This window comes from Sphingorhabdus sp. (assembly GCF_044239005.1).
GTDB lineage: Bacteria > Pseudomonadota > Alphaproteobacteria > Sphingomonadales > Sphingomonadaceae > Sphingorhabdus_B.
In genome coordinates, this window is record NZ_JBIICH010000047.1 from 1 (window position 1) to 15,342 (window position 15,342).

Consider the following 15,342-nt stretch of genomic DNA (forward strand, 5'->3'; position numbering starts at 1 on the left):
CAAGCCGCACGATCGTCAACCGATGCTGCGGTGACACCACGACAAATTGGCCCAAATGCCCAAGCGCGGCGAACACATCCGACGGCGCTTTTCCAGGGAACAGGACCTGATTGCGCGCGTCATTTCCCGTGCGGTTTAGCCAGATATGCGCACCATAGCTGCGGTTATTCGGGCTTGGCGTTTTCATAAAGCGCATCCAGCTCGTCGGCATCAACTGTGCGGCCTGAACCGACCCGTTATTGCGCAGGAATTCACCAAACTTCGCCCAGTCGCGCGCCGTGCCGTGGATCATACTTCCGCCCAGCATGGTGCCATTCCGGTCGAATTCCGGGACAAAGCTCGTAAGCCCCAAGGGCTCAAAAAGCCGCCCACGCGCATATTCAAGCATGGCGTCGCGGCGCACCACCGGATCCTTACTGTCGGTGAGCGACCGGGTCATGATGTCCGCAAGAATATGGCTCGTTGCCGTGCTATATTCGAATTTTTCGCCAGGATTGGCCTCAAGCGGCCGTGTTTCGGCATAACGGGCAACATTTTCCCGGCCATCCAGAAACAACATCCGCGGGGTATCCGCATCAAAAATCTCAATGTCACCTTCAGCCATTTCGGTGTGGTCGAGGCCTGAGGACATATGCAGCAAATGCCGCAGCGTTATTTTTGCGCGGTTATCGCGCGGCGCTTGCCATTCGGTGACAATCGCGGGCTCATCCAACGCAAGGCGGCCATCCGCCACCATCAGGCCAACCAATACAGCGGTAACGCTTTTGGCCATGGACCAGCTAATCAACCGCGTGTCAGGGCCGTATCCCGGTGCATAACGTTCCGCAACAACCCGGCCACCTTGCATGACGACCAGCGCGCGGGTTTCGCCGACAGCGGGATCTTCGAAAAATGGCGCGATGGCATCGGCTAACTTCTCTTGGCTCACCACTGCGTCGTCGGCGATCTGGGTAAAGCCGGGGCCAACGGGCTTTGCAGGTGGCTCTTCGCCGCATCCAGCGAGGGCAAGTGCCGTTAATGCACAAAAAGCGGTTGCGGCGCGGCGGAAATTGTTTCTAGGCATATTGCAGTTTGATGCACCAAATGGAGGGTCTATGGCAACCGCAACTTCAAAAGCTGGACCAAAAGCACGGCGCCCACGGTTCAAGACCCTAAAAACAATCGTCGCAGCATTGGCCGTGATCGCCGCTTTGTGGCTCGTCTGGAACTGGAACAGCATCAAAGGGCAAGCGCGCGTCGGCGCCGCTTATGGCGCGCACATCACCTGTTCGTGCCGCTATATCGAAGGCCGCGATATGGCGTCTTGTGAGACCGATAAGGAAAAGGGCTTGGAAATCGTGCGCCTCAGCGACGATCCCGAAAACAAGCGCATTTACGCGTCGGTTCCCTTTTTGGCGGAAGCGGTTGCCGAACGCCGCGGCGCAAATGGCTGCATTCAGCTCAATCAGGCAGAAATAGACGCGCTGTAACTTAACGTTTTGCGGGCACGAGGATGAACGCAGAACACAGCAGTTCGATTATGCCCGCGGTCAACGCAATGAACGCGGGCGTAACTCCCGGCATCCAGAACGCCATACTGGCAATACACATCAAAACGACGCCAAGTATGAGATACAGGCGCATTCCGTACACCGTCTGGAACACCAGATAGCGCGCCGCAACCGTCAACAAGGCGATCGAAAAGAACCAGTGGCCGAATGTGCCGCTGACCAGATATGCAATGACAAGGCCGATGATCAGGAATGCCGTCGACTGCAACGCCAGCATCTCCATGGGGTTGGGTGATCGGGTTTTGCCGCGTCTATAAATAGAACGCGCCAGCAAAACCGATATGGGATGAATGGCCATGCCGCCAAAGAACAACGTCGCCATGCCAGCGATCAGGCTGATGTTCATGGTGACCAGTCCGGACAATGTCCAGACAAGGCCCGATGCAAAGATACCGACCCCGCCGTTGACATATGCCCGGCGCATGTCGCGCTGTGCTTCTCCCAAATGCATGAACTTCATCCCCCCTCAGAAGCCGGCTTTATGTCACGCGGCAGTCGCCATTTCCACCGCTATCGTTTCCTCAATCCAGCCACCGCCAAGCACGCGGTCACCGTCATATAATACCGCCGCCTGCCCCGGCGCGACTCCATATTCGGGCGCGTCAAAGCGCAACCATTCGCCATCCATCCGGGCGGGAACCGGGCGGGACATTGACCGGACCTTGGCCATCACAGGCCGGTCTCCGATATCTGCCAGCCAATTGGCATCGATAACGCGCGCAGCCTGCACCGCCAGCGCTTCGCGCGGTCCAACGATCACGCGCTGCGTGGTGGGATCAAGCCGGATGACATATAAAGGCACTGGCTGACCGCCGACCTCTAACCCTTTGCGCTGCCCGACGGTGTAATGGATCAGGCCCTTGTGCTGGCCAAGCGTGCGCCCATCCAGATGCACGATATCACCGCCGACCTCTGCATCCGGACGGATTTTGCGCACGACGCTGGCATAATCGCCATCGGGTACAAAGCAGATGTCCTGACTGTCGGGTTTCATGGCCACGACGAGGCCCATTTCCTGCGCAATCGCGCGCACATGCGGCTTGGGCATCCCGCCCAATGGGAAACGCAAATAATCAAGCTGATGCTGGGTTGTTGCAAACAGGAAATAGCTCTGGTCGCGTGCAGGATCAAAAGCGCGATGCAATTCCGCACCGGCCAGTCCCTCAACGCGGCGCACATAATGGCCGGTGGCAAGGCAATCTGCCCCAAGCTCGCGTGCCAGCCGGAACAGGTCGGTAAATTTCACACCCATGTTGCACCGAACGCACGGAATGGGTGTGCGGCCTGCCATATATTCATCGGCAAAATGGTCGATGACCGATTCGCGAAACTGGCTTTCATGATCGAACACATAATGCGCGATGCCCAATTTATCTGCGACGGCGCGCGCGTCACGAATATCTTGCCCCGCGCAGCAGGCACCGGCGCGTTTTACCGCGCTGCCATGGTCATATAGTTGCAGCGTCACGCCAATGGTTTCCGCGCCCGACCGCGCAGCCAACGCCGCAACCACAGACGAATCGACGCCACCCGACATCGCAACAACGATTCGTTTGCCGGCAAGATCAGGCCCGAGTTGGAAATCAGAATGATACATATCGTCAGTCATGCAAGAGCCTCCCTAATGGCTTGAAGTTCTAAAAGCCAGTTTTCCGTAAGAATCCACGCGGGGCCGCGAACGGAGAGGTCGGCGGATGATAATGCCTGTTAAACTTGCCTAACATTCTTTGAAGATCGCCTTTACCCATTGTTAGAACATCTGATTCTACAACAGCGTGATGGAAATGAACTTTCCCCATCAAGCGTTACGCCACGATTCGGATATCAGCCGGAAGGACCGGCAATCCGCCCTTGATGCTGCCCGCTTGCGTCAAGCGAACAGCCGGACGGTCCGGTTCCTTCACCAGGCCGATCAAGGTGGCGCGCCGGAACCCGACGATCTCGCCGCCCGAATTCAATGTTTCGCGGCGGCCCCCAATGCCGAACGCGCCGTGGGTGGCCCATTCTGGCAAAAATCCGGACCAGAAAAAACGGATAAATCACCTGTTTACCATACTGCTTTAGGCAATATCAAAGGCCACCTCCTACCTATCGATGCAACAGGAACAGAGTTAACCCTGGCGGGGCATGGAGCAGGAAAAGAATCATGATTGAGAATCAAAAATTCCGTCCAGCGCAGGTCATTGGTCCATTGGGCGAACCGCTCACGTTGGACAGTTTGCCACCTCCCGGCACAACGCGGTGGGTTGTCCGCCGCAAAGCGGAAGTCGTCGCGGCTGTGAATGGCGGGCTATTGTCCATCAATGACGTGTGCGAACGCTATGATCTGACGCTCGAAGAATTTGCGTCGTGGCAGCGGGCTGTCGACCGGTCCGGTATGCCCGGCCTGCGCGTAACCCGTATTCAGCATTATCGCGACTTGTACGAGCGTCAGCAGAAATACTGATCGCGCGTTTTCAATCGCCAGCGAAATGACCAACCCCGCTTGTGCGGGGTTTTTCGTGCGCACGGATCATGGCTTCTTTTTGGTGCAGTGATTGTTCTGGCTGTCCTTTACTGTTGTTCGTCGAAACATATCGACGACAGTTCCTATTGTTGCGGACAAGCTTTTCCACTATCGTATAGAGACCAATAAGGCGGTTTAGCTGTTGGTATTCTGCTGCTTGCAGGCAGTGACTTATTAAGGTAATACAGCTCCGCTATAAAAACATTGGGTCGCTCAACGCGCGCCCGCGACAGAATTTGGAACATCGGTATGAATTACGAAACAACTTTGAGCAGTTCGCTGGGTAGCGATGTGGTGGTGGATAACGCAGAACGCAATCGGCGTCGGCGGAACATCGCGCTTATTGTTGTCGCAATTTTGGCCGTTGCGGGTGCCGCTTATTATTTCTTTGGCAGCAGCACCGCGGCACCGACTGACGCTGACAAGGCGGGCCAAGCGCAAACCGTCACCGTGGTTGCCCCTGGTCGCGACTCTGTTGTGCGCGCCATTAACGCAACGGGCACGCTTGCCGCACGCCGCGAAATTCCCGTTGGTGTCGTTGGCGAAGGTGGACGCGTTCTTCAGGTATATGTCGATGCGGGTGAATGGGTGCGCCAAGGTCAGGTTCTCGTCAGCGTTGACCGCTCGGTCCAGACACAGCAGGCCGCAGCGCTTGAGGCACAAATTGGTGTCGCGCGCGCAGACCTTCAACTCGCGCAAAATGAACTCGAACGCGCCATGCAGCTTGTCGAGCGCGGCTTCATTTCAAAGGCGGATGTCGATCGCAAGACCGCAACACGCGATGCGACACGTGCGCGCGTTAACGTCGCCAATGCGCAGCTTGCCGAAACCCGTGCACGCAACGCACGGCTTGATGTCCGCGCACCCGTTTCCGGTTACGTGCTGGAACGCAAAGTTGAACCCGGTCAAACGGTATCGGCAGGCAGCGGAATCCTGTTCCGCATCGCCAAAGATGGCGAGCTGGAGCTGCAGGCAAAGTTAAGCGAAGACGATCTCGGCCAAGTTGCTGTCGGTGTCCCTGCGACCGTCACGCCAGTCGGGACAGATCGCGCCTTCAACGGCAACATCTGGCAGATTGCGCCGATGATTGACGCCCAAAGCCGTCAGGGCATGGCGCGCATCGCACTGCCTTTTGACACAGCATTGCGTCCAGGCGGCTTTGCGTCGGTCGAGATTAAAGCTGGTGCGATGACGGCACCGGTTCTGCCCGAATCCGCGGTGCAAACTGGCCGTGAAGGCAGCTTTGTCTATATTGTTGGCAAGGATAACAAGGTACAGCAACGCCCCGTGAAGGTCGGTTCCGTGACGGCAAATGGTTTGATTATCGAACAGGGTCTTGATGGCACCGAACGCGTCGTTTTGTACGCTGGCGGCTTCCTCAATCCAGGCGAAACGATCAATCCCAAGCTTTTGAAAAAGCAGTAAGTTTTGGACCTTTCGGGATATAAATCATGAATTTAAATAACATATCCGCATGGTCCATCCGGAACCCGGTTGTTCCGATTGTTTTGTTCGTCGCGCTCACCATTGCGGGCATCATGTCATTCATGAATATGGATGTGCAGAACGATCCTGACATCGAATTCCCCGTCGTCGTTGTGTCGATTTCGCAGCCGGGCGCAGCGCCTACCGAAATCACAACGCAGATCACCCAAAAGGTAGAATCCGCGATCCGTAGTGTTCAGGGTGTGCGCAACATCGATGCCAGCTCAAGCGAAGGCAACACGACAGTCAGCGCCGAATTCGAAATTGGCGACGACATCAACGCTGCGGTCAGCGAAGTCAAAAACGCCGTCGACCAAATCCGCAGCGACTTGCCCGACGGCATTTTGGAGCCGCAGATTTTCAAGGTCGCAACATCGAGCGACCCGATCGCCTATTTCGCGGTCGAAGCCAGTGATATGACGCTTGAGCAACTCAGCTGGTTTGTCGATGATACCGTCGCCCGGCGGCTACTCTCGGTTGAAGGCATGGCGTCAGTTAGCCGAAATGGCGGCGTAAACCGTGAAATTCGTATCGTTCTTGACCCTGCCAAAATGCAGTCTCTTGGCGTAACCGCAAGCCAGATCAACAGCGTCCTTCGTCAGCAAAACGTCAACGCGTCGGGCGGACAATCGCAAATCGCAGGATCGCGCCAGTCGGTGCGCGTGCTTGGCAACGCAACCGATGCGTTCGCCTTAAGCCAAACGCAAATCAGCCTTGGCGGCGGTCGTTCAATTAAGCTCGCCGACGTTGCCGAGGTCACTGATGGCTTCAGCGAACAGAGGTCCATGGCATTTGCCGGCGGCAAGCAGGTCGTCACCTTTGGTATGTCACGTGCCAAGGGTGCGTCCGACGTCACGGTCTTTGACAACGCGATGGTCAAAATCGCCGAGATCGAAAAAGAAAATCCCGGTGTGAATTTCATCACTTTGTTCAACAGCGTCGATTACACCAAGGGCCAATATAAAAGCTCAATGGCTGCGATGATTGAAGGCGCATTGCTCGCCATCGTCGTTGTGTTCCTGTTCCTGCGCGATTGGCGTGCGACGATCATTTCCGCGATTGCCATTCCGCTGTCCGCTATTCCGACTTTCTGGTTCCTGGACCTGTTGGGCTTTACGCTCAACACCATGTCACTGCTCGCGCTTGGCCTTGTTGCCGGGGTGCTGGTGGATGACGCGATCGTGGAAATTGAAAATATCGTCCGGCACATGCGCATGGGCAAATCCGCCTATCAGGCGTCAATTGATGCGGCCGACGAAATCGGCCTTGCCGTGGTCGCAACGACATTCTCGATTGTCGCGGTATTCCTGCCCGTGGGTTTGATGCCGGGGGTCGCGGGGCAATTCTTCAAAAATTTCGGCCTGACCGTTGTGGCTTCGGTGCTCATGAGCCTTGCCGTCGCGCGCATGATTACCCCGATGATCGCCGCTTATTTCCTCAAATCCGCCGGCATGGCCGAACATGGCGAGGCGAGCTGGATTGACCGGTACATGAAAATCCTACGCTGGTCGCTTGGCCATCGCCGCTGGATGATGGGTATTGGCGCAGCCGCTTTGGGCCTGACCGTCGCGTTGTTAATCATCCTGCCAAAGCAGTTCTTCCCCGACGGCAATACCGATTTCAGCCGTGTGCGTATTGAAATGGTTCCGGGCACGACGCTTGAGCGGACCCGCGAAGTGGCCAATGAGGCTGCTGCGATTATCGAAAAGCAGCCGGAGGTAAAAACCGCCCTTCAAAGCGTGCGCGAAGGCGGCGCGAGCATGTTCATCACTTTGCATGAAGACCGTGCGCGGACCAGCCAGCAGTTTGAAGAAGATCTGACACCCTTGCTCACAAAAATCGCCGACGCACGCGTTACGTTTCAGGCGAATGGCCCGGGCGGCGGCGGCGGCGGTTCAGGTCGCGACGTTTCGGTTATGTTGTCCGGATCAGACCCCAAAATGCTGGACCGGACAGCGGCAACGCTTGTGGAGCAGATGAAGACGCTGCCCGAACTGCGCGCGCCGCGTATTTCCGCTGATTTGCAGCGTCCCGAATTGATCATAACGCCGCGTAATGACCTTGCGTCACAACTTGGCGTATCAACCGTCGCACTCAGCCAGACAATCCGCGTTGCGACGTTGGGTGACATTGACCAGAATAGCGCAAAATTTTCGCTGTCTGACCGTCAGATACCGATCCGCGTGATGCTTGCCAAGGAATCGCGTCAGGACTTGGATGTCATCCGCAACTTGCCGGTGCCATTGGCGAGTGGCGGTTCTGTGCCACTGTCCCGTGTCGCGGACATCAGCTTTGGCGCTGGCCCCACTTCGGTCCAACGCCGGAACCAGAATTTCCGTATCTTTATCGGCGCGGATTTTGCCCCTGGCATTGTGTCATCGGTTGCGGACGCAAAGATTAACAACCTTCCCATCATGAAAAACCTGCCTACGGGCGTGTCGCGTGCACCCTTTGGTAGCCAGGAATGGGAACAGGAAATGCAGGGCGACTTCCTCGTGGCGCTGATTTCCGGAACCTTGCTGGTGTTCGCGGTGCTGGTGCTTTTGTACCATCGCTTCATGTCGCCTTTGGTCAATATGGGTTCGCTGCTCTTGGCTCCATTGGGTGGTTTGATCGCCCTTGGCCTTGTTGGACAGCCAATCTCCATGCCTGTGTTCATCGGCATATTGATGCTCTTTGGGATCGTTGCGAAAAACTCTATTCTGCTGATCGACTTTGCGATTGAGGAAATGGCGCGCGGCGTTCCCAAGTTCCAAGCCATCATGGAAGCCGGTCATAAGCGTGCCCAGCCAATCGTTATGACCACGGTCGCGATGACCGCTGGCATGGTGCCAACCGCGCTCTCGCTAGGTGGCGACGGCCAGTGGCGCTCGCCAATGGGCACCGTCGTGATCGGCGGCCTGATCGTCTCAACCCTGCTTACGTTGCTGATCGTTCCTGCGGGCTTCAGCCTTGCTGATGGCTTTGAAAAGCGCGTTGGTCCATGGTTGCGCACGCGGTTGCTGACCTATGATCCCGACAAGCATGGCGAAGATGTCGCTCCGCCCGCCGCCACGCCCGCAAAGGCAACTGGCAAAACAGCGGGCAAAGACGACCTCGGCGGACTTCAGCCTGCGGAGTGACGCTTTACTTGGCAGCTTGGCAGGCCTTGGCTAAGGCAGTGATGTGAAATCTGCCGATAAACTGGGACAGTCGGAGAAAATCCGTTACGCCGAGCGCGACGCTGAACTGCGTCAGATGCGGATTATCGCCACGGCCTTGCTGCTGGCGATGGCCGCTTTGTTCGTCTTCGGCAAATATATGGAAACGCGTTATGACGGCCATTGGGGCTTTCTGCGCGCCTTTGCAGAGGCTGGCATGGTCGGCGGTCTGGCGGACTGGTTTGCGGTCACCGCCCTGTTCCGTCACCCGCTTGGCATACCCATTCCGCACACCGCGATCATTCCGAACAATAAAGAACGGCTTGGCCGAACGCTTGCGAGTTTTCTGCGCACCAACTTTCTGACGACCAAGGTTGTTGCGCGCCGCGTGCAGCGCATGGATGTCGCGGGTGCCATGGGCAAGTTTTTAAGCGCACCTGCCGGTGGCGAAGGCCGCATGCGCATGGGTGCCTCGCGCCTGTTGGGTGATATCATCGCCGCGCTGGATGATGAACGGCTTGGCGGTGTAGCCAAGGGCGCAATCCGCAAGCAGCTCGACAAGTTGGATATTGCCCCCCTGCTCGGCCAATTGTTGACCGCGATGATCCGCGAGCGCCGGCATATTCCTGTGCTGGACGGCATCATCAAATGGGCCTCGGCCACGCTGGAGGCCAATGAGCATCTCATTCGCCAAATGGTTGAGGAACGCGCCAACACCATCATGCGCTGGACGGGCCTTGATGACAAATTGGCCAACGCCATCGTCAATGGGCTGAACAAGCTGCTGCACGAAATGGCGGAAGACCCCGATCATCCTTTACGTGCAAAGGGCGAAGAAGGCCTCGCTAGCCTTGCGCACGACCTACGCCATGACAAGGAATTGCAGGCAAAGGTCGCCCATTGGAAGGGGCAGCTGCTCGAAAACCCCGCGATGGGCAAATGGATCAACAGCCTATGGGATCAGGGCCGCGATGGCTTGTTAAAGGCTGCGCGCAACCCCGACGCCGCGCTGGCGGGCAGCTTTGGCGACGCCCTGATCAAGCTTGGCGGCAGGCTTCAGGAAGATTCAGGCCTAAAGCTGCAAATCAACCGCTTCGCGCGCCGCGCGATTGTCGGCACCACCGAAAATTACGGCGACAATATCGTGACGCTCGTTTCCGATACAGTGGCCCGCTGGGACGCATCAACCATCACCGACCGCGTCGAAAATGCCGTGGGCAGCGACCTCCAATTCATCCGCATTAACGGAACATTGGTCGGCGGCATGGCGGGCATCGTCATTCACGCCGTTGGCTTGCTAATTTAAGGTCAGGACCTAGGCGCGGAATACAAGCAGCAGATTGTTCGCTGGCATTTCAACGATCTGGTCGAGGCGCAAGCCATTCTCTTCGGCAGTTTCTTGGAGATTCTCCACAGAGCGCAGGCCCCATTCGGGGTTTTGCTGACGCAAAGACGCATCAAATGCAGCATTGCTCTGCGCAAGGGGAACATCGCGCTGGCGGAATGGCCCATAAATGCACAGTGGTTCGGACGGTCCAAGCGTTCGGGCTGCATTGCGCAACAACCCGGCCGTGGCCGCCCATGGGCTGATATGGACCATGTTGATGCACAGCACCGCATTGGCCTGCGTCATCGGCCAGTCGGACGCGGCATCCAGCAACATCGCAGGCAATACATTCGCCGCATTCTCGTCCGCACGCCACGCGTCAATCGACGCCACCGCAATGGGATCGGGGTCGGTCGGTTGCCATGTCAACGCGGGGAACAGCTTGGCAAAGTGCACCACATGTTCGCCCGTGCCGCTCGCGATTTCGAGCACTAGGCCGCGGTCGGGTAGCAGTTTCGCAAGTGCCTCCGCTATGACGTCGCGATTACGCACGGTCGCTGGTGCGTGCCGCTTTACCTCGGGACCGCGTTCAAACACGAAAGGCTGGGGTGTGGTCATTCTGCCGCAACCGCCTGTTCGGGTTCGCGCCACACGAGCACGGGCTTACGCGCGGCCTGTGTCTCATCCAAGCGACGGCGTGGCGCGTGATGTGGCGCAGATTTCAGCATGGGATCCCCTGCCTTCGCCCGTTGCACGACCGAGCGCATCGCACCAATAAACTGGTCAAGCGTCGCCTTGCTCTCGGTTTCGGTCGGCTCAATCAACATCGCGCCATGCACGACGAGCGGGAAATAGACCGTCATCGGGTGATAGCCTTCGTCGATTAACCCCTTGGCGATATCGAGCGTTGAAAAGCCCTCAGCCAAGCCATTATCGCTGAACAACGCCTCATGCATACATGGCCCGCTATGCGCAAAGGGCGCATCAAGGACATCCTCAAGACTGCGCAGGATGTAATTGGCGTTCAGGACGGCGTCTTCGGCAACCTGACGCAAACCATCGGCACCATGCGACATGATGTAGGATAAAGCGCGCGTAAACATGCCCATTTGGCCATGGAAGGCAACCATGCGGCCGAAGCTTTGCGGATGCCGCGTGCTGGCTGTTTCTTCTTCGACCAGCGTATAGTGCCCGTCTGCGTGGCGCTCGGTAAATGGTATCGGACCAAAAGGTGACAATGCTTCCGATAAAACGACCGGCCCCGAACCCGGACCACCACCGCCATGCGGGGTGGAGAAAGTCTTATGCAGGTTGATATGCATCGCATCGATACCGAGATCGCCCGGACGCACCCGGCCAACGATGGCGTTAAAGTTCGCGCCATCGCAATATACATATCCGCCAGCAGCATGGACCGCATCTGAGATGGCTTTCATGTCCCGCTCGAAGAGGCCACACGTGTTGGGGTTGGTAATCATCACGCCCGCAACATCGGGACCCAACCGCGCCTTCAGCGCCGCCAAGTCGACACGGCCTTCTGACGTTGCAGGAATATTCTCGACCGCATAACCGGCAAAGGCCGCCGTCGCAGGGTTGGTGCCATGCGCGCTTTCCGGGACGAGGATAACGCTGCGCGGGTCGCCGCGCGCTTCGAGTGCCGCTTTGATAGCAAGGATACCGCACAGTTCGCCGTGCGCGCCCGCTTTCGGCGTCATGGCGACGCCATGCATGCCGGTAAGTTTTATCAGCCAAACCGCCAGCTCGTTTATCACCGCTAATGCGCCTTGCACCGTTTCAACGGGCTGCAGCGGGTGGACGTCGGCAAAGCCCTCCATCCGCGCCACTTTTTCGTTGAGCCGTGGATTATGCTTCATGGTGCAGCTGCCCAGCGGGAAGAAGCCCAGGTCGATGGCGTAATTCTGGCGGCTAAGGCGGGTGTAATGCCGCACCGCTTCGGGTTCCGACAGGCCGGGAAGGCCGATGTCGCGATGGCGGGCCAAATTGCCAAGGCGCGGCGTGACCTTCGGCACATCCGCCAGATCAACGCCGGTGGTTCCGGTCGTGCCGATTTCGAAAATCAACGCCTCTTCCAGCATCAGCGCCTTGTTGCCGGTATATGTTGCGGGGCCGCTTTCGCCTGCGCTGCCCATTTCGGGCTTCCAACCGCTTTGATTGATCATGCTCATGCCAAAACCTCCTGCAATGCGGCGGCAAATGTCTCGACATCCTCCATGGTTGCAACTTCGGTCACCGCGACAACCAGACCATTGGCGAGCGCATCTACATCGGGATATAAGCGCCCTAAGGAGACCCCGCCCAAGACTTTTCGGTCGGCCAATGCCCGCACGACGGGGCGCGCTTCCTTTGGCAGCTTCAACGTAAACTCGTTGAAAAATGTGTCGTTGACGAGCTCAACGCCAGCGATTTGCGAAAGCCGGTCGGCGGCTTGAACAGCGAGACCGTGGTTGAGTTCCGCCAATCCGCGCAGCCCTTTTTCACCCAGTAACGTCAGATGAATGCTGAAGGCCAATGCACAAAGGCCTGAATTTGTGCAGATATTTGACGTCGCCTTTTCACGGCGGATATGCTGTTCGCGCGTGGACAGCGTCAGCACGAAACCGCGCTTGCCCTCGGCATCCACAGTCTCACCACATAAGCGACCGGGCATTTGGCGAACGAATTTTTCCTTGCACGCAAACAGCCCGACATAAGGCCCGCCAAACTGAAGACCGACGCCAAGCGACTGTCCCTCACCCACAACAATGTCCGCGCCCATGTCCCCCGGTGCCTTGATGGCACCCAATGCGACGGGCTCGGTGACCACAGCAATCAGCAGCGCGCCATGTTCATGCGCCTTGGCCGCAATCGCCGACACATCTTCAATACGACCAAGAATATCCGGATATTGCACGACAACGCAGCTCGTCTCGCCGTCGATTGCATTCAGCAAGCGTATGCTATCGCTGGCAGGCGAGAGCTCTGGCAAGGCCGTGTCCAGCGTGTCGCCGGTATATTGCGCCATCGTTTTGGCCACGCTGACATAATGCGGGTGCAGCCCTGACGAGAGGACCGCTTTGCTGCGCTTCGTAATACGGCCAGCCATGCCAATGGCTTCCCAACATGCGGTTGAACCATCGTACATCGATGCGTTGGCCACATCGCAGCCAAACAGCCGCGCAACCTGCGTCTGGAATTCGAACAGCATCTGCAGCGTGCCCTGCGCGATTTCGGGCTGATACGGCGTATAGGCCGTCAGGAATTCGCCGCGCTGGATGATATGGTCAACACTGGCAGGGACATGATGCTTATACGCGCCTGCCCCCAAAAAGAACGGCGTGTGCGACGCGGTCATATTTTGCCGCGCGAGATTTGAAAAATGCCGCTCAACCGCCATTTCGCTGGCATGGTTGGGCAAGCCATGGATCGGCCCGTCCAGCCGCGCCTCCGCAGGCACATCGGCGAACAATTCATCAATCGATTTTGCCCCGATGACACCAAGCATGGCCTGACGATCGGATGGGGTGAGCGGCAAATAACGCATTTCAATCTCCATGGCCCGCAGGTTGCGGACTGATTAGCTTAAAGTCCGTCGACAAATGCCTTGTACGCGGCGGCATCCATCAGGCTGTCGAGCTCACTGGTGTCGCTTAGGGTGATTTTGAAGAACCAGCCCTCGCCTTCGGGGTCGTTGTTCACCAGCGCGGGGTCGCCTTCCAACGCGCCATTGCCCTCAATCACGGTGCCGCTGACGGGTGCGTAGACATCTGACGCGGCCTTGACCGATTCCACAACCGCAGCATCGCCACCTTTTTTCAGCGTCGCGCCGGTGGCGGGGACTTCAGCAAACACGATATCGCCCAACTGGCTTTGTGCATAGTCGGTAATACCAACCGTGGCGCTGTCGCCGTCGACTTCGATCCACTCATGATCTTCGGTGAAATAACGGGTCATGTCTGCGCTCCTTTGCGATGATAATGATGTGGGACGAAGGGTAAGGATGAAACCGTGACGGACACACGCTTGCCGCGCACCTCCGCCTCAAGCATGCTGCCGACGGCGTTATGGCCCGCATCGATATAGCCCATGGCGATCGGCGCGCCGACGCTTGGGCCAAATCCGCCGGACGTAATGACGCCCACTTGCGCATCGCCTGCAAAAACAGCTGCGCCTTCACGCACGGGCAGCTTGCCCTCGACCGAGAGCCCGACAAGCTTGCGTGCGGGGCCATTGGCCAAGGCATTTAGGATGCGGTCAGACCCGAAAAACCCGCCCTCGGCTCGGCGGCGCTTCGACACTGCGAATGCTGCGCTGGCCTCGACAGGGTCAAATTCGGGGTTCATATCATGGCCGTAGAGCGGCAGGCCTGCCTCAAGCCGCAAGGAATCGCGTGCGCCAAGGCCAATGGGTTTTACTTCAGGCTGCGCACAGATTTGGTCCGCAAGTGCCTTTGCATGGGCCGCAGGCACCGAGATTTCGAACCCGTCTTCGCCAGTGTATCCCGAACGGCTGATCCACAGCGGCTCGGGATCGGTCTTGGGTCCCCAGAAGAATGAACCGGCCTCCATGAAATAGAGCGCGTCGACACCGGGCACCACGCGTTTCAATGCATCCACGGCCTTTGGACCTTGTAAAGCCAGCAATGCGCGGTCATCCATATGGTTGATGGTGATCTCATCGGGCAAATGGTCCCGCAGATGGCCCATATCGTCCCATTTCACCGCGCCATTAACGACCACATACAGCCCCATAGGCACAGCCGTAATCATCATGTCGTCCAGCACGCCGCCGTCTTCATCCAGAAGCAGCGAGTAACGCATCTTGCCCTCTTTAAGCGCGGATATGTCACCGGGGACCATCGCCTCAAGCGCTTCGGCCGCGCCGTCGCCAGTCAGCATCATCTGGCCCATATGGCTGACGTCGAACAGCCCCGCATTCTCGCGCGTCCAAATATGTTCGACCATGATGCCTTCATATTGGATCGGCATGTGATAGCCGGCAAACTCGACCATGCGCGCGCCTTTGTCGCGGTGCCATGCGTCGAGCGGCAGCTCCAATATTTCGATGGGTTCTAGTTCGAATTCGTCTTCTTCGCTCATATCAGTCCGTTCAAGAGTCGCAGCGACCGACGCCGGTTGGCGCATAGTCTGCTGCCCCCTCTGTCACGGGTACCTGAGAGCTTTATCCGCCTTGGCTGCCAACAACATTGGCAAAGGCAGGTTACACCTTCGGTGGCATGTCGTTGCAAATGGCAAAGACATGCGCTTTCCAGAGTGTCGCAAAAGCCGAAGCGGTCCTTTTGCCTGAGAGATTCCGGGGCGGTTGCTCCTTCGGCGG

Annotated in this window: 14 protein-coding genes and 1 riboswitch; of the genes, 6 read left to right on the forward strand and 8 right to left on the reverse strand. The window is 57.7% G+C overall.

Annotated features, from left to right (window positions below; translation table 11 throughout):
• Positions 1-1,063, reverse strand: a 1,063-nt coding sequence (locus ACILQA_RS05400) for a serine hydrolase domain-containing protein (protein WP_395628770.1), incomplete at its 3' end; no start/stop codon positions are given.
• Between the two features lie 31 nt (positions 1,064-1,094).
• On the opposite strand from ACILQA_RS05400, the gene ACILQA_RS05405 reads away from it, so the two are divergent.
• On the forward strand, positions 1,095-1,469 hold the full coding sequence (locus ACILQA_RS05405) for a hypothetical protein (RefSeq protein WP_395628771.1): 375 nt from the start codon (positions 1,095-1,097) through the stop codon (positions 1,467-1,469).
• 1 nt (position 1,470) lies between these two features.
• Here ACILQA_RS05405 and ACILQA_RS05410 read toward each other — a convergent pair whose 3' ends face one another.
• Positions 1,471-2,001 (reverse strand): DUF7010 family protein, encoded by a 531-nt coding sequence (locus tag ACILQA_RS05410; protein WP_395628772.1) that lies wholly within the window; start codon positions 1,999-2,001, stop codon positions 1,471-1,473.
• Positions 2,002-2,034: 33 nt separating this feature from the next.
• Positions 2,035-3,159 (reverse strand): tRNA 2-thiouridine(34) synthase MnmA, encoded by a 1,125-nt coding sequence (gene mnmA / locus ACILQA_RS05415; RefSeq protein WP_395628773.1) that lies wholly within the window; start codon positions 3,157-3,159, stop codon positions 2,035-2,037.
• 175 nt (positions 3,160-3,334) lie between these two features.
• Between mnmA and ACILQA_RS05420 the strand changes: the two genes are divergently transcribed.
• From ACILQA_RS05420 to ACILQA_RS05440, 5 genes are all read left to right on the forward strand, one after another.
• Positions 3,335-3,700, forward strand: coding sequence for a hypothetical protein (locus ACILQA_RS05420; RefSeq protein ID WP_395628774.1), 366 nt, complete (start codon positions 3,335-3,337; stop codon positions 3,698-3,700).
• A complete protein-coding gene (locus tag ACILQA_RS05425; RefSeq protein ID WP_315457168.1) occupies positions 3,697-3,996 on the forward strand; it encodes a DUF1153 domain-containing protein in 300 nt (99 codons plus the stop codon). The genes ACILQA_RS05420 and ACILQA_RS05425 overlap by 4 nt, the downstream gene beginning before the upstream one ends.
• Positions 3,997-4,305: 309 nt before the next feature.
• Positions 4,306-5,481 (forward strand): efflux RND transporter periplasmic adaptor subunit, encoded by a 1,176-nt coding sequence (locus ACILQA_RS05430; RefSeq protein ID WP_395628775.1) that lies wholly within the window; start codon positions 4,306-4,308, stop codon positions 5,479-5,481.
• A gap of 26 nt (positions 5,482-5,507) precedes the next feature.
• Positions 5,508-8,663, forward strand: a complete 3,156-nt coding sequence (locus tag ACILQA_RS05435; protein ID WP_395628776.1) for an efflux RND transporter permease subunit — start codon at positions 5,508-5,510, stop codon at positions 8,661-8,663.
• 115 nt (positions 8,664-8,778) lie between these two features.
• Positions 8,779-9,987 (forward strand): DUF445 domain-containing protein, encoded by a 1,209-nt coding sequence (locus ACILQA_RS05440; protein WP_395628782.1) that lies wholly within the window; start codon positions 8,779-8,781, stop codon positions 9,985-9,987.
• A 9-nt stretch (positions 9,988-9,996) separates the two neighbouring features.
• On the opposite strand, the gene ACILQA_RS05445 is transcribed toward ACILQA_RS05440, so the two are convergent.
• From ACILQA_RS05445 to gcvT, 5 genes are read right to left on the reverse strand one after another with little or no spacing between them, the layout of a single operon-like run.
• A complete protein-coding gene (locus ACILQA_RS05445; protein WP_395628777.1) occupies positions 9,997-10,626 on the reverse strand; it encodes a DUF938 domain-containing protein in 630 nt (209 codons plus the stop codon).
• Positions 10,623-12,194, reverse strand: a complete 1,572-nt coding sequence (gene gcvPB, locus ACILQA_RS05450; RefSeq protein WP_395628778.1) for an aminomethyl-transferring glycine dehydrogenase subunit GcvPB — start codon at positions 12,192-12,194, stop codon at positions 10,623-10,625. The genes ACILQA_RS05445 and gcvPB overlap by 4 nt, the downstream gene beginning before the upstream one ends.
• The gene (gene gcvPA, locus ACILQA_RS05455) at positions 12,191-13,549 is read right to left on the reverse strand and encodes an aminomethyl-transferring glycine dehydrogenase subunit GcvPA (RefSeq protein ID WP_395628779.1); all 1,359 of its coding nucleotides are present in this window, start codon (positions 13,547-13,549) and stop codon (positions 12,191-12,193) included. Before gcvPA ends, gcvPB begins: the two co-directional genes overlap by 4 nt.
• Positions 13,550-13,587: 38 nt before the next feature.
• On the reverse strand, positions 13,588-13,959 hold the full coding sequence (gcvH, locus tag ACILQA_RS05460) for a glycine cleavage system protein GcvH (RefSeq protein WP_395628780.1): 372 nt from the start codon (positions 13,957-13,959) through the stop codon (positions 13,588-13,590).
• Entirely contained in the window at positions 13,956-15,104 is a 1,149-nt protein-coding gene (gene gcvT / locus ACILQA_RS05465) for a glycine cleavage system aminomethyltransferase GcvT (RefSeq protein ID WP_395628781.1), read from the reverse strand. Before gcvT ends, gcvH begins: the two co-directional genes overlap by 4 nt.
• A gap of 50 nt (positions 15,105-15,154) precedes the next feature.
• Positions 15,155-15,287: riboswitch (glycine riboswitch) on the reverse strand.
• Positions 15,288-15,342: the final 55 nt, after the last annotated feature.

Bases quoted from the DNA above. Each gene is read 5' to 3' on its own strand.
- ACILQA_RS05405 (WP_395628771.1), top strand. From the start codon at position 1,095: ATGGCAACCGCAACTTCAAAAGCTGGACCAAAAGCACGGCGCCCACGG.
- ACILQA_RS05410 (WP_395628772.1), bottom strand. From the start codon at position 2,001: ATGCATTTGGGAGAAGCACAGCGCGACATGCGCCGGGCATATGTCAAC.
- mnmA (WP_395628773.1), bottom strand. From the start codon at position 3,159: ATGACTGACGATATGTATCATTCTGATTTCCAACTCGGGCCTGATCTT.
- ACILQA_RS05420 (WP_395628774.1), top strand. From the start codon at position 3,335: ATGAACTTTCCCCATCAAGCGTTACGCCACGATTCGGATATCAGCCGG.
- ACILQA_RS05425 (WP_315457168.1), top strand. From the start codon at position 3,697: ATGATTGAGAATCAAAAATTCCGTCCAGCGCAGGTCATTGGTCCATTG.
- ACILQA_RS05430 (WP_395628775.1), top strand. From the start codon at position 4,306: ATGAATTACGAAACAACTTTGAGCAGTTCGCTGGGTAGCGATGTGGTG.
- ACILQA_RS05435 (WP_395628776.1), top strand. From the start codon at position 5,508: ATGAATTTAAATAACATATCCGCATGGTCCATCCGGAACCCGGTTGTT.
- ACILQA_RS05440 (WP_395628782.1), top strand. From the start codon at position 8,779: ATGCGGATTATCGCCACGGCCTTGCTGCTGGCGATGGCCGCTTTGTTC.
- ACILQA_RS05445 (WP_395628777.1), bottom strand. From the start codon at position 10,626: ATGACCACACCCCAGCCTTTCGTGTTTGAACGCGGTCCCGAGGTAAAG.
- gcvPB (WP_395628778.1), bottom strand. From the start codon at position 12,194: ATGAGCATGATCAATCAAAGCGGTTGGAAGCCCGAAATGGGCAGCGCA.
- gcvPA (WP_395628779.1), bottom strand. From the start codon at position 13,549: ATGCGTTATTTGCCGCTCACCCCATCCGATCGTCAGGCCATGCTTGGT.
- gcvH (WP_395628780.1), bottom strand. From the start codon at position 13,959: ATGACCCGTTATTTCACCGAAGATCATGAGTGGATCGAAGTCGACGGC.
- gcvT (WP_395628781.1), bottom strand. From the start codon at position 15,104: ATGAGCGAAGAAGACGAATTCGAACTAGAACCCATCGAAATATTGGAG.